20 protein-coding genes are annotated in these 20210 nt (G+C 61.3%); 4 read left to right on the plus strand and 16 right to left on the minus strand.

What is annotated here, in order from left to right; all coding sequences use genetic code 11:
* Positions 1–51 precede the first annotated feature (51 nt).
* Positions 52–747, minus strand: coding sequence for a DUF502 domain-containing protein (locus tag ROSMUC_RS08685; RefSeq protein ID WP_037271766.1), 696 nt, complete (start codon positions 745–747; stop codon positions 52–54).
* Between the two features lie 257 nt (positions 748–1004).
* Here ROSMUC_RS08685 and rpsB point away from each other — a divergent pair, with 257 nt between their 5' ends.
* Both rpsB and tsf read left to right on the plus strand, forming a co-directional pair.
* A complete protein-coding gene (gene rpsB / locus ROSMUC_RS08690; RefSeq protein ID WP_037271769.1) occupies positions 1005–1769 on the plus strand; it encodes a 30S ribosomal protein S2 in 765 nt (254 codons plus the stop codon).
* Between the two features lie 76 nt (positions 1770–1845).
* On the plus strand, positions 1846–2718 hold the full coding sequence (gene tsf, locus ROSMUC_RS08695; RefSeq protein ID WP_037271773.1) for a translation elongation factor Ts: 873 nt from the start codon (positions 1846–1848) through the stop codon (positions 2716–2718).
* Positions 2719–3097: 379 nt separating this feature from the next.
* Here the strand turns inward: tsf and ROSMUC_RS08700 are convergent, their stop codons facing one another.
* Positions 3098–3853, minus strand: a complete 756-nt coding sequence (locus ROSMUC_RS08700; protein WP_037271776.1) for a LuxR family transcriptional regulator — start codon at positions 3851–3853, stop codon at positions 3098–3100.
* Positions 3850–4293, minus strand: a complete 444-nt coding sequence (gene aroQ, locus ROSMUC_RS08705; RefSeq protein ID WP_037271779.1) for a type II 3-dehydroquinate dehydratase — start codon at positions 4291–4293, stop codon at positions 3850–3852. The genes ROSMUC_RS08700 and aroQ overlap by 4 nt, the downstream gene beginning before the upstream one ends.
* A 312-nt stretch (positions 4294–4605) precedes the next feature.
* Between aroQ and ROSMUC_RS08710 the strand changes: the two genes are divergently transcribed.
* Positions 4606–5598, plus strand: coding sequence for an IS30 family transposase (locus ROSMUC_RS08710; RefSeq protein ID WP_037271781.1), 993 nt, complete (start codon positions 4606–4608; stop codon positions 5596–5598).
* Positions 5599–5632: 34 nt separating this feature from the next.
* Here ROSMUC_RS08710 and ROSMUC_RS08715 read toward each other — a convergent pair whose 3' ends face one another.
* The 3 genes from ROSMUC_RS08715 to ROSMUC_RS08725 all read right to left on the minus strand — a co-directional run bounded on the left by ROSMUC_RS08715 (position 5633) and on the right by ROSMUC_RS08725 (position 9617).
* A complete protein-coding gene (locus tag ROSMUC_RS08715; RefSeq protein ID WP_037271784.1) occupies positions 5633–7039 on the minus strand; it encodes an MATE family efflux transporter in 1407 nt (468 codons plus the stop codon).
* Positions 7040–7130: 91 nt separating this feature from the next.
* Positions 7131–8390, minus strand: a complete 1260-nt coding sequence (locus ROSMUC_RS08720) for an NAD(P)/FAD-dependent oxidoreductase (RefSeq protein ID WP_037271787.1) — start codon at positions 8388–8390, stop codon at positions 7131–7133.
* A gap of 3 nt (positions 8391–8393) precedes the next feature.
* Entirely contained in the window at positions 8394–9617 is a 1224-nt protein-coding gene (locus ROSMUC_RS08725; protein WP_037271789.1) for an acyl-CoA dehydrogenase, read from the minus strand.
* A 103-nt stretch (positions 9618–9720) separates the two neighbouring features.
* Here ROSMUC_RS08725 and ROSMUC_RS08730 point away from each other — a divergent pair, with 103 nt between their 5' ends.
* Positions 9721–10632 carry a LysR substrate-binding domain-containing protein gene (locus tag ROSMUC_RS08730; RefSeq protein ID WP_037271792.1) on the plus strand — a complete coding sequence of 304 codons (912 nt, stop codon included), beginning with the start codon at positions 9721–9723 and terminating at the stop codon, positions 10630–10632.
* A 6-nt stretch (positions 10633–10638) separates the two neighbouring features.
* Here ROSMUC_RS08730 and phoB read toward each other — a convergent pair whose 3' ends face one another.
* The 10 genes from phoB to ROSMUC_RS08780 form a co-directional block, all read right to left on the minus strand.
* Positions 10639–11328: a phosphate regulon transcriptional regulator PhoB gene (gene phoB, locus ROSMUC_RS08735; RefSeq protein ID WP_037271795.1), complete on the minus strand. Its 690-nt coding sequence runs from the start codon at positions 11326–11328 to the stop codon at positions 10639–10641.
* Between the two features lie 15 nt (positions 11329–11343).
* On the minus strand, positions 11344–12072 hold the full coding sequence (gene phoU / locus ROSMUC_RS08740) for a phosphate signaling complex protein PhoU (RefSeq protein ID WP_037271798.1): 729 nt from the start codon (positions 12070–12072) through the stop codon (positions 11344–11346).
* Between the two features lie 10 nt (positions 12073–12082).
* Positions 12083–12883, minus strand: coding sequence for a phosphate ABC transporter ATP-binding protein PstB (gene pstB / locus ROSMUC_RS08745; protein ID WP_037271801.1), 801 nt, complete (start codon positions 12881–12883; stop codon positions 12083–12085).
* A 16-nt stretch (positions 12884–12899) separates the two neighbouring features.
* On the minus strand, positions 12900–14252 hold the full coding sequence (gene pstA / locus ROSMUC_RS08750) for a phosphate ABC transporter permease PstA (protein ID WP_037271804.1): 1353 nt from the start codon (positions 14250–14252) through the stop codon (positions 12900–12902).
* Positions 14249–15709 carry a phosphate ABC transporter permease subunit PstC gene (gene pstC / locus ROSMUC_RS08755; protein ID WP_037271807.1) on the minus strand — a complete coding sequence of 487 codons (1461 nt, stop codon included), beginning with the start codon at positions 15707–15709 and terminating at the stop codon, positions 14249–14251. Before pstC ends, pstA begins: the two co-directional genes overlap by 4 nt.
* A 60-nt stretch (positions 15710–15769) precedes the next feature.
* Positions 15770–16807 carry a substrate-binding domain-containing protein gene (locus ROSMUC_RS08760; protein ID WP_037271810.1) on the minus strand — a complete coding sequence of 346 codons (1038 nt, stop codon included), beginning with the start codon at positions 16805–16807 and terminating at the stop codon, positions 15770–15772.
* Positions 16808–16971: 164 nt separating this feature from the next.
* Positions 16972–18018: an ATP-binding protein gene (locus tag ROSMUC_RS08765; RefSeq protein WP_037271812.1), complete on the minus strand. Its 1047-nt coding sequence runs from the start codon at positions 18016–18018 to the stop codon at positions 16972–16974.
* A gap of 6 nt (positions 18019–18024) precedes the next feature.
* Entirely contained in the window at positions 18025–18546 is a 522-nt protein-coding gene (locus tag ROSMUC_RS08770; protein WP_037271815.1) for a gamma carbonic anhydrase family protein, read from the minus strand.
* The gene (gene gmk / locus ROSMUC_RS08775; RefSeq protein ID WP_037271818.1) at positions 18543–19184 is read right to left on the minus strand and encodes a guanylate kinase; all 642 of its coding nucleotides are present in this window, start codon (positions 19182–19184) and stop codon (positions 18543–18545) included. Before gmk ends, ROSMUC_RS08770 begins: the two co-directional genes overlap by 4 nt.
* Before the next feature lie 60 nt (positions 19185–19244).
* Positions 19245–20135, minus strand: coding sequence for a YicC/YloC family endoribonuclease (locus tag ROSMUC_RS08780; protein ID WP_037271821.1), 891 nt, complete (start codon positions 20133–20135; stop codon positions 19245–19247).
* Between the last annotated feature and the right edge of the window lie 75 nt (positions 20136–20210).

A 20210-nucleotide genomic window follows, 5' to 3' on the forward strand; every position in this document is an offset into this window, starting at 1 on the left:
GGGGGCGCTGCCCCCGGACCCCCGAGGTATTTGGGGCCAGATGAAGCGGGGTCAGGCGCGCTCTTTGGTTATGCGCTCGGGATCGGTGCGCTCGGCGGGATAGACCAGACCGGCGGAAATAACCAGCTTGGCGGCATCTTCAATGGTCATGTCCAGTTCGATCACATCTTCGCGCGGGAAGTAGAGCAAAAATCCCGAGGTGGGGTTGGGGGTGGTGGGAACGAAAACGCTGAGCATCTCACCTTGGGCGCGGGCCTTGTCGTTGATTTCGCCGCGCGCCTCGGTCGAGATGAAGCCGATGGCCCAGATCCCCTTGCGCGGATATTCCACAAGGCAGGCCTTTTCGAAGCTGCGTTCGGATTGGGCAAAGACGGTTTCGGCAATCTGTTTGACGCCCGAATAGATCGAGCGCACCACCGGCATGCGGTTCACAAGAGATTCCGCAAAAAGGATCAGCGAACGCCCGATCAGCCCCTTGGCGATCCAGCCCACCAGAACCGTGAAGATCAGAAAGATGATGGCACCCACGCCGCGCAGGTTGATGCCGATGTATTGCTCAGGCTGATACTGTGCGGGGATGAGCGGCAGCACGAAACCATCGACCCAGCCGATCAGGGTCCACATCAGCCAGATGGTCAAGCCGACCGGTGCGATGACCACAAGCCCGGTCAGAAAAGACGCGCGCAGGCTGCCAAAGCGTTTTGGTTTGCGCGGCGGGGGGGGCAGATCGTCAAAGGGGGTGTTCATACCGGTTCCATCCTGCGGATCACGCGGATATCTAGGCATAATGGGGCGTTCTCACAATGGGGCATCTGGGCCACGGGAACGCGGCGTTCAAAATACCTGAGCGGGGCTTGTATAGTGGGCAGAGGGCAGGTATACGCGCGCCACTGTAACCCGCAGGCATGGGCGGGCTGTTGGGGGAGACATCCCCAACCGTCCACCGGTTGAAGCATCCGCTTCTCTTCCCGTGTCGAGGCGAAAACCGGAAAAGGAACTTTGTAATGGCTCTTCCCGAGTTCACGATGCGTCAGCTGTTGGAAGCTGGCGTTCACTTTGGCCACCAGACGCAGCGCTGGAATCCCCGCATGGGCGAATTCATTTATGGCGCGCGCAATGGCATTCATATCATGGACCTCACCCAGACCGTGCCGCTGCTCGATGCAGCGCTGAACGCGATCCGTGAGACCGTGGCCAAGAATGGCCGCATCCTCTTTGTCGGCACCAAGCGTCAGGCGGCACAGCCGATCGCCGAGGCCGCAGAGAAATGCGCACAATATTACATGAACCACCGTTGGCTGGGTGGCACGCTGACCAACTGGCAGACCGTGTCGAAGTCGATCCAGCGTCTCAAGCAGATCGACGAGATGATGGAGCAAGGTGCCGAGGGTCTGACCAAGAAAGAGCGTCTTGGTATCGAGCGCGACCAGATCAAGCTTCAGGCCAGCCTGGGCGGGATCCGCGAAATGGGCGGCGTGCCGGACATGCTGTTCGTGATCGACGTGAAGAAAGAAGCGCTGGCTGTGGCCGAAGCCAACAAGCTGGGTATCCCGGTTGTGGGTATTGTCGACACCAACTGCTCGCCCGCGGGCATTGACTATATCATCCCCGGCAACGATGACGCCGCACGCGCGATTGCGCTCTATTGCGATCTGGTCAGCCGCGCCGCTCTGGATGGCATGTCGGCGCAATTGGGTGCCGCAGGTGTCGACATGGGCGCGTTGGAAAACCTGCCGGTCGAAGAAGCGCTGGCCGAAGCCGAGAGCTGAAGCACCGTCATAAAACCGACATGGGGGCAGGGGTATCCCGCCCCCAATTCCGAGACCGAATTTGAGGAGATCCCAAATGGCGATCACTGCTGCAATGGTAAAAGAACTGCGCGAGACCACAGGCGCAGGCATGATGGATGCAAAGAAAGCCCTGACCGAGACCGATGGCGACATGGAAGCCGCGGTTGACTGGCTGCGCACCAAGGGTCTGGCCAAGGCCGCCAAGAAATCCGGGCGCACCGCCGCCGAGGGTCTGGTTGCGGTCAAGGTTGCGGGCGGCGTGGGTGTCGCGGTCGAGATCAACTCTGAGACCGACTTCGTGGCCAAGAATGCCGATTTTCAGGCTATGGTCGCCTCGATCGCGGATGCGGCCGTTGGCGTGGCTGACGTCGACGCGCTGAAGGCCGCCACCGTGAATGGTAAGGCTGTTGCCGATCTCGTGACCGACAAGATCGCGACCATTGGCGAGAACATGGCGCTGCGCCGCATGGCCCGCGTTGAGGGTGATGGCGTGGTGGCCTATGTCCACAATGCCGCGACCGAGGGCATGGGCAAGATCGGCGTTCTCGTGGCCTTCACCGGCGACGAGGGCTTTGCCCGCCAAGTGGCGATGCATGTGGCCGCGACCAATCCGGCCGCGTTGAACGAGGCGGTTCTGGACCCGGCAATCGTCGAGAAAGAGCGTCAGGTTCAGATCGACATCGCGCGCGAATCCGGGAAGCCGGATGCCGTGATCGAAAAGATGATCGTGGGCCGCATGGCCAAGTTCATGGCCGAGGTGACGCTGATGGGTCAGGCCTTTGTGATGAACCCCGATCTGACGGTCGAGGCCGCCGCCAAGGAAGCCGGGACCGAAATCACCGCATTCGTGCGGTTGGAAGTCGGTGAAGGCATCGAGAAGAAAGAAGAGGACTTTGCCGCCGAAGTGGCCAAGGTCGCTCAGGGCTGATCGGCTCTGCAGATCAACCAGAAGAGGCGTCCCAGTGGGGCGCCTTTTTTGTTGCCTCTCGATGTGGCGACGGATTCGCTGGACAAAAAAACGGTGCCTTCCTCATTGGAAGGCACCGTTTCTTGACCGGGACGTCTATTGGGGATGAAACGCCGATCAGGTAGCGCCGACCGTCAGTCCCGATCAATAAGGACCAACGGCCGACATCCGGATTAGCCGGAGTGCGTGACACCGTATGTCAATGGATCCAAACGTTGCCACCCACGTGTTCCCAGGCAAAATAGCCACCACTCACGGAACAATCCCATTGTGCTACGTTACGTCAACTTGCGAAAGTAAGGAAATCCATACCATTCTGTAGGTGATTGTTTTTCATCACTTAATTTTCAAGAAAGAAGATCTGGTTCTGGAATGCTGCCTTGAGCACCGCCTGTGCTGTTGTTTCGACGGACAGCGCCTGACGCGCGAGGCGCAGATGCTTTTCCACGGTCGCTGGGGTCAGGCCCATGATGGTGGCGATGTCCTGAATCGTCTTGCCGTCGCCCACCCAGCCCAGGACCTCGCGTTGGCGTGGGGTCAGGGCGCGGCCAGGTGCGGTATAGGGCAGGGAGAGAATCCGCAGATGGGCCACGTTGTTGAGGGCAAGGATCTGTTCACCGCAACGGGACCAGAGGGCATCTACCTCTGATTGTGTGACACCTTTTTGCGCGGTGAGGGCAATTGCCCCCTTGGTGCGGGGGCTGAGCGATTTGAAGCTGATGGAATAGCCCGCCGTCACACCATGTACTTGGTTGAAGTCGATCACCCGGCGCTCTTCTGGGGTGAGCGTGCCGCTGTCGGTCATGTGGCGCAGCACCGACCACGAGCAAGCCCCGTCATTCTCGAGCGCCCAACGCACCATGGGCGCATTGAAATAGAGACCCTCGCCGACAAAGACATTCGTGTAACAAGGATCATGATTCGTCAGCAACAGGAAATCGTCTGGATTGCCGAGCGACGTGGCGGTGCGATAGCGGGTGTAGCCATAGATCAGCCGGTCAAATCCGTACTCTGCCATGAACTGGGTATGATGATCCCAGAGTTCCTCGATCGTGGCGGCATTGAGCAGGGTGTTGACCCTTGCGGCTTCGATCATCCGGCACGCTCCAGATGGCCGAGCATTGCGTCAAGCGCCAGAACGTAGCCCTGCGCGCCAAAGCCGCAGATCACGCCAAGTGCGACACGTGCGATATAGGACTGGTGGCGAAACGCCTCGCGGGCATGAACATTCGACAGATGCAGTTCGATGGTCGGAATGGCGACCGAGCTGATGGCGTCCATCAGCGCCACGGAGGTATGGGTATAGGCACCCGCGTTAAGGATGATTCCATCATATGTGCCGCGCGCCGCATGGATCGCATCGAGCAGCGCGCCTTCATGGTTGCTCTGGTAAAATGCGACGGTCACGCCGCGCTGACGGGCGGCATCCTGACAGGTTGTTTCTATATCAGCGAGGGTTGTACGCCCATACACTTCGGGCTGGCGCGTGCCGAGAAGATTGAGGTTTGGTCCGTTCAGAAAGAGAACTGCGGTCATGGTAAAACTCCTGCATGTCACTCTTAAACCGTGGGCCTAGCCTGAGTCGAGAGCTGCGTGGTCTGAGGGCGCGCATCCGCCGGGGCACAGGCCTCGGGTTTACGGCTCTGGCGCAACAAACCACATGAGGATGAAACTGTAAGGTATTGTTTGCAGGTCTTTTACAGAGGTTAGCAAGAGATAGGGTTCACGTTTTTGTAATCTCAATATATTACATAATACTGATTATGCGAAAACTGGATACTGTGATGGCACATTCTAAACTGGGTTGCGACAAATCCCCTATCTTGCTGAAAAGCAAGGAGAACGGACATGGCCCATACAGAGCTGGATTTGCGTGAGAGACGCGCAATCGAAGACATGCTGAATGCGAAGGTGCCAGTGAGCAAGATCGCCGCTGAGATTGGCAGGCATCGCTCGACCGTCTATCGTGAGATCAAGCGGAACTATTTCACCGACGAAGAGCTGCCGTATCTGAACGGCTACTACGGGATGAATGCTCAGAAGTACGCGTCGGACCGGCGCGTGCGGCGACGCAAATTGATCCGTCTGGAAGATCTGCGTTCTCATGTCATCGCCCAGTTGAAGATTGGCTGGACGCCGGAACAAATCGCAGGTCGTCTTGTCTACGATGACCAACCGGTCCGCGTCAGCCATGAAACGATTTACGCTTACGTCTACAGCGCCGAAGGTCAGTCCGAACAACTGGCGCGGCACTTGCCCAGCCGACGCAAGAAACGGCAACCGCGCTATGCCAGACGCCCCAGAGGACAGGTTTTCCCACCAGATCGCTCAATCCATGAACGCCCAGACTACGTGAAGACGCGCGAGACCTTTGGCGAGTGGGAAGGCGATCTGATGATCTTCGAGCGGTCTCAGGGCACGATGAATGTCGCATCACTTGTCGAACGCAAAACGCGCTTTGCCGTCCTGTTCCGCAACAACGACCGCAGCTCGACCCACTTCATCAACAAACTGATGGATGTGATGGAACCCCTGCCCCAACCTGCGCGGAAATCGATCACCTTCGACCGCGGTTTTGAGTTCCGTGCGTGGCGAAAGCTGAAGTCCGGCATCGGCACCGAAAGCTGGTTCTGTGACCCGCAAGCGCCCTGGCAGAAAGGATCGGTCGAAAACCTGAACAAACGCGCGCGGCGATATCTGCCACGCGACATCCAACTCGCGGCGCTCTCAAATCGTAATATGAAGGCGATTTGCGACAGTCTGAACAGCACCCCCAGAAAGTGCCTCGGCTGGCGCACCCCACTCGAGGCGTTCAGAGAAGAGATGATGAAACTGAGATAGCGGAAACCGTCGCAACGACCCTTGAGCCATCAGATCAGGACCGGCTGCACCGGTTTATCACAACCTGCATACGCTGGTCGGGGCATGAGAAATGCCCCGACAATGGATCCTTGCATGGGGCCTCGATCACGCGCAGGCTGAGCCAGGTCGCGATGCCCGCAAAGACCACCCCGCCAAGCGCCTGCCCCAAGAGAACCCCCGGCGCGCCCCAGACCATTCCGAACGCCACCGCAAAGGGCCAGATGCCCAGCGTGTTGCGCGCCCAGTTGACCCATGTCGAATAGCCCGGATGCCCAAGATTGTTGAACGAGGCATTGGCGATGAATATCGCACCGTTAAAGAAGGACGCGAGCGCCAGTGGCCCGAGATAGAGGTACAGCAGGCTGCGCATCTGTCCGGTGGCGTCAAAGAGATCGGCAATCGGCGCGCGTAGCGCAAAAAGCAGCGCCGACATGGTGAGGACATAGAGCGCCAGAAACTTGAGCCCGTCAAAGAAGGTCTCTTGCACCCGGTCCAGCCGCCCTGCCCCGAAATTCTGACCAAAGATCGGCCCGATTGCACCCGAGAGCGCCAGCACCACGGAAAAGACTACCGGCACCAGACGATTGATCACGGCCATGCCCGCCACCGCATCGGCCCCGTATTTGGCCATTTCGCGCGTCACGATCGCGGTGCCGACGGGCGTAGCGACAGTGGCCAGCATGGCCGGGGCCGCGATGCCGATCGCCCCGCCACAATCGCGCACCACGCAAGCGAAGTGCGGTTTGGCGAAGGCCCGGTAGCGAAGAATGGCAATGCCAAGGGCCAAGCCCATGGTCGCCACACGGGCAAAGACGGTCGCCACGGCCGCCCCTTCGAGGCCCATGTTGAGGCTGAAGATCAGGATCGGATCGAGCACGAGGTTGACGCCCGCCCCCAAGAGTGCCGGATACATGGCGCCGCGGGCATCGCCATAGGCGCGCAGCACCGCAACTGCGACCATCGAGAGACCCGAGACAAAGGTCGTGGGCAGGATGATCCAGAGGTATGTGGCCGCCATGTCGCGCATCGCCCCCTCTGCGCCGACCAGACCCAGAATGTCGTTGATGAAGGGCAAGGCCAGAAGTGGCACGAGAAGGCCTACGGCGACCGAGATCACAGCCGTGGCACTGGCCGCCTCGCGGGCAGCTTTGCTGTCCTTGCGCCCTTCGGCCTGGGCCACGAGCGCGCCTGCGGCGATGGAGAGGCCGATGTTGATGGCGCTGGCAAAGAACATGATCGTGCTGGCATAGCCCGCAGCGGCCGCCAGCTCCTCGCGCCCCAGCATGGAAATGAAAAGGATATCAATAAGATCGACGGCGAAAATGGCCATGAGGCCAATGCTCGACGTAAAGGACATCACCGAGATGTGCCTGAAAAGGTTGCCTTGGGTAAAGCTGCCGCCGGTGTCGGTGAGGGCCATGTCATGCTCCTGTTACATCACGGCTGCTGACATATACTCAAAGCGCGCCTGCGCAATTGGCATGCGTTCAACAGTTAGTGTGCAAAACTGCTCAGCCGCGGGCCGATACGGCATGCACGAGGCGCGCACCGGTTTCGTAATAGAGTGACTTGAGGATCACGAACTGTTCAGAGTGGCTCTCGACGAGGGGCACAGGCAGGCCGCTGTCGTCGCCCGACAAGAGAGCCAGAGCGGCGGCGCGGCCAAAGACCGTACCGGGGCCGATGCCCCGTCCGGAATAACCGAAAATGGCCAAGGCCCCCGGCCCCATGCGTTGAATTCGGGGCAAATGATCATGGGTCATGGCGATTCGCCCGGCCCAAGCGTGTTCGATCTCTGCCCCGGAGAGCCTGGGGAAAAGCTGTGCCAGTTTGCGCCGCGCCCAATTCTCATGGAGCGTGGCATCCCCGCCCATGCCGCCCAGAATCACCCGCCCTGCCCGGTCGCGGCGCAGCGAGGTCATCACAAGGCCGGTATCCCAGCATCCCTCGCCCCCGGCCAGAATATCGCCCGCCAGATTGTCACCAAGGGGCGCAGTTGCCAGTTGAAAATACTGCACAATCGGCACGTCGGGACGGGTCACATGCGTGACGGGGCGGTGATAGGCATTGGTGGCAATGAGCAGATGCCGCGCCCGCAGTTTGCCGCCGGGGGTGGTGACGATCCACTGGCCGCTGCGGTGTTCGGCGGCGGTGACAGGGGTCTGCTCGCAGATCAAGGCACCGGCGTCATGGGCGGCGCGAGCGAGGCCACGCGCATAGGCGAGCGGCTGAATCGTGCCTGCGCGCGCATCATGGAGCGCGCCGTTAAACCTATCTGTTCCCGTGCGTTGTGCGGTAGAGCTCATGTCAATCAGGCGCACCGGCGCGCCACGTGCGGCAAGTTGCGCGTGACGTGACTTCAGATCCGCCATGGCCTTGGGCGCGTGGGCGAGATGCAGGGTGCCGTTGCGGGTGGCCTCGCAGGCGATGTCGTGCTGTGCGATGAGGTCGAACACGAGCGACGGGGCCTCTGCCAGCACGGCGTTGAGATGTTCACCCGCCTCCGGCCCCAGAATCTTGCATACGTCATCGGGCGGCAGCCAGAGCCCGGCGTTGACAAGGCCCACGTTGCGGCCAGAGCCGCCCTCGCCCACGGTTTCGGCCTCGAGCACCGCAACATCGGCCCCCTGCCCTGCGGCATGGAGCGCCGCCGACAGGCCCGTGAACCCCGCGCCGATGATTGCCAGATCAACCATACGTTCACCGCGCAGAGGCGATGCTGCGAAGGATTCAACGGCACTCTCGCGCCAGAGGTTGCCAAGGCCCGGCATGGATCAGAAGAACGCCTGAAGCCCGGTTTGCGCCCGGCCAAGGATGAGCGCATGCACATCATGCGTGCCCTCATATGTATTGACCGTTTCGAGATTGACCATGTGGCGAATGACCTGAAACTCTTCTGAAATGCCGTTGCCGCCGTGCATGTCGCGGGCGTGGCGGGCAATGTCGAGCGCCTTGCCGCAGTTGTTGCGCTTGATCATCGAGATCATTTCCGGGGCGGCGTTGGCCTCGTCCATCAGGCGGCCGACGCGCAGCGCCGCTTGCAGCCCGAGGGTGATCTCGGTTTGCATATTGGCCAGTTTCAACTGAAAAAGCTGGGTTTGCGCCAAGGGGCGGTTGAATTGCTTGCGATCCAGCCCGTATTGCCGGGACGCGTGCCAGCAGAATTCAGCGGCCCCCATGACGCCCCATGCAATGCCGTAGCGGGCGCGGTTCAAACATCCAAAAGGCCCTTTAAGCCCTTGAACATTGGGAAGAAGTGCGGATTCGGGCACCTCGACATTGTCCATCACGATCTCGCCGGTGACGGAGGCGCGCAAGCTGAGTTTGCCGCCGACCTTGGGGGCGCTCAGACCCTTCATGCCCTTTTCCAGGATAAAGCCACGGATCTTGCCGTCATGCGCCTCGGATTTGGCCCAGACCACGAAAACATCCGCGATGGGGCTGTTGGAAATCCACATCTTGGAGCCGGTCAGGCGGTAGCCGCTGTCGGTGCGCACGGCGCGGGTTTTCATGCCAGCTGGGTCACTGCCGGCGTCCGGTTCGGTCAGGCCAAAGCAGCCAATGAGATCACCGTTGGCCAGACCGGGCAGGTATTTGCGGCGCTGCTCTTCGCTGCCATAGGCATAGATCGGATACATCACGAGCGAGGATTGCACGCTCATCATCGAGCGGTAGCCCGAATCGACCCGCTCGATTTCGCGGGCGACGAGGCCGTAAGAAACATAGTTGGCACCCAGCCCGCCGTATTCCTCGGGAATGGTGGTGCCCAACAGGCCCATCTGGCCCATTTCCTTGAATATACCGGGATCAACACGCTCTTCACGGTAAGCGGCGATGACGCGCGGTTGCAGCACGTCTTGGGCAAAGGTGCGCGCGCTGTCGGTGATCATGCGCTCTTCTTCGGAGAGTTGATCGTTGAGGCGGAAGGGATCGGCCCAGTCGAAGGCGTTGAGATCCGGGGCATCCTTGGCGCGCAGCGTCGGGGTATTGGCGTTCATGGCGGGCTCCTGTGGCGTATTCTCTGAGTTGGGGACAGGTTACACTGGCAAAACGCCGATGAATAACGATAAATTCACATGAACCTATGAGTAAACCGCAAGAATGACCCTGCCCCGCCGCTTTCTCCCATCCATATCTTCTTTGCGCGCGCTGGAGGCGCTGGATCGTCTGGGCAGTGCCACGGCGGCGGCCGCAGAGCTGTCGCAAACGCAAAGTGCGGTCAGCAGGCAATTGAAAACATTAGAGGATCAGCTTGGCGTGGCGCTGATCGTGCGGCAAGGACGCAGCATTCACCTGAGCCCGGAGGCGGCGGACTATGCGGATAAAATCCGGGGCGCGTTGCAACAGATTGCGCAAGCATCGCTTACGCTTACGGCGAATCCGGCCGGGGGCAGTCTGAGCCTTGCGATTCTACCGACATTCGGGATGCGATGGCTGGTGCCGCGACTGGCCGAGTTTGCGCGGCTCTATCCGGAGGTGACAATCAACCTGTCAACGCGGTTGAAACCGTTCAACTTTGTTACGGAACCATTTGATGCAGCTATACATTTTGGAGAACCAAACTGGATCGGCACCGAGGCGCTGAAGCTGCGGACCGAGCGGGTCGTGGCGGTGGCAACGCCAGAATTTCTGGCAGGTCATGCGCCGATCACAGCGGCGGCCGATCTCTTGCGTCTGCCGCTTTTGCAGATCGAAACGCGGCCCGGTGCCTGGCCTGCGTGGTTCGAGGCGCAGGGCGTGACCGGCGCCAAGGTGAGCGGCACCATCTATGACCAATTTTCAACTATCACGCAGGCGGCGTTGCATGGGTTGGGCGTGGCGCTCTTGCCGGATTATCTGGCGGAACAGGATCTGGCGACAGGCCGGCTTAGGTCAGCCTGGGGCGACAAGACCCTGATTTCAGGGGCGTATTACCTTGTTTGGCCAGTTCAGAACGGGCGCGATCCGGCGCTCTGCAAGTTTCGCGATTGGCTGGCGGGACAGGCAGAGGACGAAGACCTGCTGCCGCGCTGAGGCCGTTCAGCCCAAGGCATAGCCCGCGCCGCGCACAGTGCGCAGCGGATCATCGCCCCCATGCTGGCAGAGCGCCTTGCGCAGCCGCCCGATATGCACATCCACGGTGCGGGTGTCGACATAGATGTCACGCCCCCAGACGCGATCAAGGAGCTGCTCGCGGGACCAGACGCGGCCGGGCTTTTCCATGAAGGTCGAGAGGAGGCGGAATTCGGTGGGGCCGAGTTTCAGCGGCTTTTCGCTGCGGGTGACGCGATGGGTTTCGGCATCAAGCACGATGTCGAGATATTCCAGTCGCTCGCCCACGGTCGCCGGACGAGTGCGGCGCAGTTGCGCACGCACACGCGCCATCAATTCGACAAGTGAATAGGGCTTGATCACATAGTCATCGGCGCCGGTTTCGAGCCCGCGCACACGGTCCACCTCTTCGGAGCGGGCCGAGAGCATGATGATCGGAATCCCGCGCGTTTCAGAGCGGGTCTTGAGCTGACGACAGACCTCGATGCCGGATACATTAGGCATCATCCAATCCAGAACGATGATGTCAGGCGGCATCTCCGACACCATCAAGAGCGCCTCTTCGCCATTGCTGGCGGTGAGCACGTGAAATCCGTCGGCCTGAAGATTGTAGCCCAGCACTTCGCGCTGCGCCGGTTCGTCCTCGACCAAGAGGACGGTGGGTTGATCTGCGGACATCGACGGCTCCTGTGCTTAGTGGCTGCCCTTGGGCGCAAGGCTGGGATCAACCGAGGTTGTATCGCTCTTGGGGCGCGGATCATCGGGGAAAGAGCCAGAGACAAGGTAGATCACCTGTTCGGCGATGGAGGTCACAAGATCGCCCATGCGTTCGGTGTTCTTGGCAATGAAGTGCAGATGCATGCAGGGCGTGATGTTGCGCGGGTCTTCCATCATGAAAGTCAGGAATTCGCGGAAGATCGCGTTATACATCTGATCGACATCCAGGTCGCGGCGGATCACCTCATGGGCAAGGTCCATGTCGCGCTGGATATAGGCATCGAGCACATCCTTGAGCATTTCCTCGACCTCGCGGGCCATACGACGCAGCGCCGAGGGCGAGCCGTTGACCGCCGCCATCTGGCTGAGAACCGAGGTGCGCTTGGCCATGTTCTTGGCATAGTCGCCGATGCGCTCGAGGCTGGCGGAAATCTTGATCACGGTCAGCACAACCCGCAGGTCGCGCGCGGCGGGCGACCGCAGGGCCAGAACACGGGCGGCCTCTTCGTTGATCTGCTCCTCGAGCGCGTCAATAGCCTTGTCACGGCCGCGCACCTCTTCGGCCAGTTCATCGTCGCGGGTTTCGAGCGAGCGCGCGGCGTCGGAGATTGCGCGCTCGACCATGCCGCCCATCTTCATGATATGGGCCTGAATGGTTTCGAGGTCGTGGTCGAAGGATGAAACGATGTGCTGATGGTCGGACATGGAAGGTTCCTTAGCCAATGCGCCCGGTGATGTAGCTTTCGGTGCGCTCATCCTTGGGGTTGGTGAAAATCTGGCCGGTATCGCCGAATTCGACGAGATGACCGAGGTGGAAGAACGCTGTTTTCTGGCTGACACGGGCGGCCTGCTGCATCGAGTGCGTGACGATCACCACGGAAAACTCTTGACGCAATTCGTCGATCAATTCCTCGACCTGCGCGGTTGCGATGGGGTCGAGCGCAGAGCAGGGTTCGTCCATCAACAGAACCTCGGGCGAGGTGGCGACGGCACGGGCGATGCAGAGTCGCTGTTGCTGACCACCGGAGAGACCGGTGCCGGGCTGGTCGAGACGGTCCTTGGCCTCGTTCCACAGGGCGGCGCGGCGCAGGGATTTTTCGACGATCTCGTCGAGATCGGCCTTGGTGCGGGCGAGCCCATGAATGCGCGGGCCATAGGCCACATTGTCGTAGATCGACTTGGGGAACGGGTTGGGTTTCTGGAACACCATCCCCACCTTGGCACGCAGTTGCACCGGATCGACCTTTTTGTCGTAGATATCTTCGCCGTCGATCAGGATGTCGCCCATCACGCGGCAGATGTCGATCGTATCGTTCATCCGGTTGATGCAGCGCAGGAACGTGGACTTGCCACAACCCGACGGGCCGATAAAGGCGGTCACAGTCTTGTCGAGGATATCGACGTCCACGTCCTTGATGGCATGGGTGTCACCATAGTAAACCTGCACCTTGCGCGCGGCGATCTTGATGTCGTTGTTGGTCACTTTCGTCTCCGCGAATTTTGGGGCGTCATACATGGGTCTATACCTTTGTTTACCAGCGGCGTTCAAACCGTCTGCGCAGCAGGATGGCGGCGATGTTCATGATCACGAGGAAGACGAGCAGCACGATGATGGCCCCAGACGCGCGTTCCACGAACGCCGGATCGCCCCGCTGGGTCCAGTTATAGACCTGCACCGGCAGGGCAGCGGCGGGGTCAAAGAAGCCCTCGGGCGGGCCTGCGGGATATTCGCGCACAAAGGCCACCATGCCGATCAGGAGCAGCGGGGCGGTTTCGCCAAGCGCCTGTGCCAGACCGATGATCGCCCCCGTCAGGATGCCCGGCATGGCGAGCGGCAGGACATGGTGAAAGATTGCCTGCATCTTGGAGGCGCCCACGCCAAGGGCCGCGTCACGGATTGAGGGAGGCACGGATTTGAGCGCCGCGCGCGTGGCGATGATGATGGTCGGCAGGGTCATCAGCGTGAGCACGAGACCGCCCACGACCGGGGCCGATTGCGGCAGGCCCACCATGTTGATGAAGATCGCAAGGCCGAGAATACCGAACACGATGGAGGGCACCGCCGCGAGGTTTGAGATATTGACCTCGATCAGGTCGGTCCAGCGGTTCTTGGGCGCGAATTCCTCAAGATAGATCGAGGCGGCTACGCCCAAGGGCAGCGAGAGGACCAGCACGATCAACATCATATAGGCCGAGCCGATGATGGCCACGCCCAGACCGGCCGCCTCTGGGCGGGTATCAGAGGCGTCGGGCGCGGTGAAGAAGGCCCAGTTGAACTTGGTCGTGAGGATGCCCGCCTCTTTGAGTTGCTGGGCAAGCTGAAGTTGCTCGGGCGAAACATTGCGGTCAAGAGCCGCGCTTTCCATCGTCACGCGGCCCTTGAAAAACCCGTCGATACGGCCTGCGGCGAGCAGATCGAACTGCACGGTCTCGCCGATCAAGTCAGGGTTGGCCAGGACGAAATCACGCAGGGTGGCGGGGGCCTCCTTGGAAATCAGCTCTCCCGCCGCTTTGGCGTTGGCAACATCCGAGGTCACGCCAGTTCGTTCAATCGCCGAGATCATCGCCGCCTCGATCAGCGGCGCATAGCCAAAGGTCGAGACCTTGGCGATGTCAGTGAGATTGCGCTCGCCCTTCTTGTCGAGTTTGGCGGGGTCGAGATAAACCTCGAGTTCGACATAGGTCTGTTGAAAGGAGGACAGGCCACTGGCAAGGATCGAGGTCAGCAGGCCCACGAGAGAGAGCACGCCGATGGTGACGGCAATCAGCCCCATCATGCGAAAGCGGGCTTCCTTAGCGTTGCGCTGTTTGGTGCGCGCGTCCTGTGTCAGCAAGGACCCTTTGCGCGGGGCCGGGACTGCGTCGGAGGAGGTGAGATCGGTCATTCGTACTGCTCCCGGTATTTGCGCACGATCACGAGGGCCAGGACATTCAGCCCCAGCGTGAAGACAAAAAGCGTGAGGCCGAGGGCGAAGGCAACCAGCGTTTCAGGGCTGGCGAATTCGGTGTCGCCGGTCAACTGGCTCACGATCTTGACGGTGATGGTGGTCATCGCCTCGAACGGGTTGAGGCCAAGTTTTGCGGCGGCCCCTGCCCCCATGACCACGATCATGGTCTCGCCGATGGCGCGGGAGGCCGCCAGAAGGATGGCCCCGACCACACCGGGCAGTGCGGCGGGCAGGATCACCTGCTTGATGGTTTCGGACTTGGTCGCGCCAAGGCCATAAGAGCCATCACGCATGGATTGCGGCACGGCGTTGATGATGTCGTCCGAGAGCGAGGACACGAAGGGAATGAGCATGATGCCCATGACCAGCCCGGCGGTCAGCACCGACGAGGACGAAGAGCCAAGACCAAGCGGCGAGGCGATATAGTCGCGCAGGAATGGGCCCACGGTGATCAGGGCAAAGAGACCGTAAACGATGGTCGGAATACCGGCCAGCACCTCGATTGCCGGCTTTGCAAAGGCGCGCAGCGGTTTGCTGGCATATTCCGCCAGATAGATCGCGATCATCAGCCCCAGCGGCACCGCAACCAGCAACGCAAGGAAGCTGACATAGAGCGTGCCCCACAAGAGCGGCAGGATGCCCAGATCAGAGCCGCCACGAAATTGCGGGTTCCAGACCGTCGAGAAGAAGAAGTCGCTGGCGGGATACATCTTGAAGAAATTGATGGTCTCGAACAGAAGCGAGGCGACGATACCTGCGGTGGTGAGAATGGCCACCAGCGAGGCGCCAATGAGGAGCGCAAGAACAAAGGTCTCGGAGGCGTTGCGCGCGCGTTGATCGGGGTGCACCCGCGACCAAGACCACGCCAGCAGGCCAAGCGACAGACCGAGCACCGCGAGGGTCATCAGAAAGTTTCCGGCATTCTGCGACTTGCGCAGTTCCTTGGCGGCCTCGAATACCGGCACCGGCACATCCGAGCCAAGCGCCACGCCGACATTGCCCAGCCGGTTGCGGATATCGGTGAAATCCGCGCGCATGGCGTCGAGATCGGATTCGGACATATGTCCGGCCACCATCAGCGCATCCAGACCATCGGCGATCCGGCGCACATCGGCCATGACAAGGCTCTTGGCACCGCCCTCGGGGATCACGCTATCGGGGATCATGCCCGCGACACGGCCCTCGATCATCAAAGGTTGCAGGAAGAGCCAGGCGAGCATCAGCAGAAGAGCCGGTACGGCGGTGAAGAGCGCCACCGCCTGACCATAGTAATTCGGCAGGGAGTGTAATTTCTTGCCTGTGGCCTTGGAGGTTGCCAAGGCGCGCGCACGCCCCAAGAAAAAGCCCAGCCCACACAGGCCGAGCACGATCAGGGTGATATAGCCGGTACTCATCTGCTCTCCGCCATAAAGGGAGGGATGGCGCCGGTGCGCCACCCCTCGGAGGTCTTGGTCTTAGTTCAGCACGCCCATGGGGACGCGGTTGGCAACCATTTCCTGGGTCTTGGCAAGCTCGGGATCGGACACGAGGCCATAGGCCGCGAGCGGGCCATCGGGGCCTGCGATCTCGTCGGACACGAAGAACTCGATATATTCCTGCATGCCGGGGATCACATCGAGATGCGCGTTCTTGACGTAGAAGAACAGCGGACGCGACACCGGGTATTCCCCCGAAGCGATCGATTCGACCGACGGCTCGACGCCGCCCATGGTGGCAACCTGAAGCTTGTCGGTGTTGTTCTGGTAGAACGACAGACCGAACACGCCGATGCCGTTCTTGTTGGCATCCACGCGGGCCAGCGTTTCGGTGTAGTCGCCGTCGATGTCGATCGACACGCCATCGGTGCGCAGCGCCATGCAGGCCTTTTCAGCGGCTTTCTTGTCGCCGCCGTTGGCAGCCATGTGCAGCTCGAACGTGCCGTTCTCTTCACAACCGGCGATGATCACCTTTTCGTCGAACACTTCGCGGGTGCCGTGCTTGGTGCCGGGCACGAAGGCCAGGATTTCGTCGCCGGGCAGGTCAGCGCGCACGTCGGACCAGACCTTGTTGGTGTTGTCGGCCAGAGCGCCATCCTTGGCAACCTGAGCAGCCAGAGCCGCGTGCCAGTCAGCCGGGCTAAAGGCATAGGCCGGACCGTTGATGTCAGAGGCAAAGACGATGCCGTCATAGCCGATGCGCACTTCCATGATCTCGGTCACGCCGTTCGACGCGCAGAGGTCGATGTCGGACTGCTTGATGCGCGAGGAAGAGTTGGCGATGTCGATGGTGTTTTCGCCGACGCCTTCGCAGAGTTTCTTGCGGCCAGCGCCCGACCCGCCGGATTCCACGACCGGGGTGGGGAAATCAAAGTTTTCGCCAAAGGCTTCGGCGACGATGGCGGCATAGGGCAGCACGGTCGAGGAGCCAGCAATCTGGATGTTGTCACGGGCCGCGGCGGTGCCTGCGGCGAGGGCCGTCAGGGCCAGTGCGGAAACGGTGGATTTGAACAGCATGAGTTGCTCCTGAGTTCGGTTTCACGGGACGCCCAGGCAGGGGCGACCTCGGGGCCAGCACTAGGCGAGAACCACAACGCTTTTGCTACACTTATGTAACGGTTTTATGACAGTGCTATAAGTTTGGCGGTTCAGCCAGTTTTTTCGCGGCAACGGCAGCGTTTTCAGGCCTCTTGGCGGTCCGATTGCGGCAGAATCACCGAGAATTCGCTGCCCTCTCCGGGCGCGGAAGAGATTCGCAGCCGTCCCCTGTGACGATTGACGATATGTTTGACAATGGCGAGGCCAAGGCCCGTGCCCCCCATTTCACGCGAGCGATGCGTATCGACGCGGTAGAACCGCTCTGTCAGCCGGGGGATATGCAGCGGGTCAATTCCGGGGCCCTGATCGCGGACACGCGCCACAATGGCCGGGGCGCGCAGGGTGGCGTCGCGCGGGGTGCGTTCCAGCGTGATCGTGATGCGGTTGTCCTTGCCGCCATATTTGATCGCGTTTTCAACGAGGTTGGTAAAGACCTGCTGCAACTGATCATCATTGCCGCGCACCACCATGCCTTCGGGTGCCTCAAAGGTGATGTCGCAGGCGCGATCCCGCGCCAAGGGGCGCAGCGCATGCAGGACCGAGCCGATGACCTGGACCAGATTGACCTCATCGCGCGGGCGCACGCGCTCTTCGCTCTCGACCCGGCTGAGCGACAGAAGATCGCGCACGAGGCGCTCCATCCGCGCTGCTTCGGATTGCATGATCCCCAGAAAGCGGTCGATGGCGGCCTGATCGTGGCGCGCTGGCCCCTGCAGCGTCTCGATAAAGCCCATGAGCGCGGTCAACGGCGTGCGCAGCTCGTGGCTGACATTGGCCACGAAATCGCGGCGCATCTGGGCGGCATGTTCGCGTTCGGTCAGATCCTCGAAACACACGAGCGTGCCACGCGCATCGCTGGTTTCCACATAGCCCACATGCACCTGAAAGCTGCTGTCGCGCCCGGCTTCCGAGGTCTGATAGGTGATCTTGCGCGGCAGACGGTCGCGCAGGGTGGCCTCGATCGCCTCGAGCACATCGGGCTGGCGCAGCGCGGTCAGCAGGTGACGCCCCTCAAGCCCCTGCCCCAGCATGTCGCGCGCGCCCTGATTGGCGGCGATGATGCGATCATCCGGGCCGACCAGAATGGCGGCCATCGGAATTCCGGCAAGAACCGTGGCCAGACCCTGCATCGCCGGTCAGAGCGCCACAAGCCCGGTGCGATACCGGCGCATGTTCTGTTGGTAATGCAGCGCCGTGGCGCGCAGCGTGGCAATCGCCGCCTCATCAAGACTGCGCACCACCCGGCCCGGCGCGCCCATCACAAGGCTGCCTTCGGGGATCTGCTTGCCCTCGGTGATCAGGGCGCCCGCGCCAATGAGACTGTTGCGCCCGATGCGCGCGCCGTTGAGCACCGTGGCCCCCATGCCGATCAGAACATTCTCTTCGAGGATGCAGCCATGCAGCATGGCCTTGTGACCGATGGTGCAGCCGGGCCCGATAACGAGCGGATAGCCCATATCGGTGTGCATGACGCAGTTTTCCTGCACATTGCTGCCCGCGCCCACGCGAATTTCCTCGTTGTCGCCGCGCAGGGTGCAGCCGAACCAGACCGAGGCCAGATCCTCGATCACCACCTTGCCGATCAGATTGGCATCGGGCGCAATCCAGGTGTTATCGGCAATCTGGGGCGCGTGGCTGTCAAGGCTGTAGAGTGTCATTGCATCTCCTCGAATTCGGTTTGCAGCGCGCGCACATGCGCGGTCAGGCCCGGTTGCTGGCTGCGGCGCAGGCGCGTGGCCTCGATGATGGTCTTGAGGCGCGCTTCGGTGGCGTCAAGATTGTCATTGATCAGCACGAAATCATACCCATCCCAGTGGCTGATCTCGTCCCAGCTTTTCTCCATCCGCTTGGCGATGACCTCGGGCGTGTCCTGCCCGCGTGTTTCCAGCCTGCGGTGCAGTTCGCGGATCGAGGGCGGCAGAAGAAAGATCGAGAGCGTGTGCGCGCCAAGGGCCGAATTGCGGATTTGCTGTGCGCCTTGCCAGTCGATGTCAAAGAGCACGTCGCGACCGGCGTCGATGGCCGCCTGAACGGGGCCGCGCGGGCTGCCGTAGAAATTGCCGAACACATGCGCATGTTCCAGCATTTCGCCCGCCGCCACATCCTGCTTGAACTGCGCTTGGGTCATGAAGTGATAATCCTGCCCGTCCACCTCACCGGGGCGCGGCGCGCGGGTGGTGGCCGAGACGGAAAAGGCAATGGTTTCGTCCCAGTCGCGCAGGCGTCTGGACAGGGTGGATTTACCTGCGCCCGAAGGTGAGGAGAGAATGATGAGGAGGCCCCTGCGGTTGCTCATGCTGTTCCCTGCCCTTCTTCTTGGTGGAAATACTCAAATTCCGGCCGTGCGGCCTGTGACTCATTCGACATTTTGCACCTGTTCGCGCATCTGGTCGATCACGGTCTTGAGGCTGAGCCCGATTTCGGTCAGGCCCGCATGTTGTGCCTTGGAGCAGAGCGTATTGGCCTCGCGGTTGAATTCCTGGCTCAGAAAGTCGATCTTGCGCCCCAGCGGCGAACCTGCCTCAAGCAGTGCCCGCGTTGCCGTCACATGGGCACGCAGGCGGTCCAACTCTTCCGTGACATCGAGCTTGACCGCCAGCAGCGCCAGTTCCTGTGACAGGCGCGCGGGATCAAGATCGGTGGCCGTATCGCGCAGGCGCCCGAGCGCCGTCTGGTGGTTGCGGGCGATGTCAGCGCTGCGTTGGGCAAGCAGGTCCTGGGCGGCTTGGGTCAGGCGGGCGATTTCGTCCAATTGGGCGTGCAGCACTTTGGCCAGCGTCGCGCCTTCGGTGACGCGCATGGTCAAGAAGTCCTGCAACACGGGTTCAAAATCCGCCAGAATCGCCGCGCAGAGGGCGCTCGTGTCGGTGTCGCTGGTGCCTGCCTCCAATACACCGCGCAGCGACAGGATGTCGGCGGCGGTGGCGGGAGCGAGCGAGAGGCCACGGGCCATGGCACGATCCTCGACCAGCGCCATGGCGCGCAGCACATCGTCGAGCCGGTCGGGGTTGACCGCCAATTGTCCGCTTGCATCGTCGCTGGTCAGGCGCAGGGTGAGCGAGACATTGCCGCGTGTGATCCCCTGCCCCAACCGTGCGCGCAAGGCCGGCTCCAGCCCCTCGATCCAGTCGGGCACGCGCAGGCGCAGGTCGAGCCCCTTGCCATTCACACCGCGCAACTCCCAGGTCCAGGAATGGCCGGGAATGGCCCCTTTGGCGGTGGCGAAAGCGGTCATCGACTGGATCATCGGTGGGCGTCCTTGGGTCTTACGGTGTTGCCCCGTCCTAGTGCGTGACCCAGCGGCTGGCAAGTCCCGGTGGCG

Origin of the sequence: Roseovarius mucosus DSM 17069, from assembly GCF_000768555.3 — a bacterium.
In the GTDB taxonomy this organism is placed as follows: domain Bacteria; phylum Pseudomonadota; class Alphaproteobacteria; order Rhodobacterales; family Rhodobacteraceae; genus Roseovarius; species Roseovarius mucosus.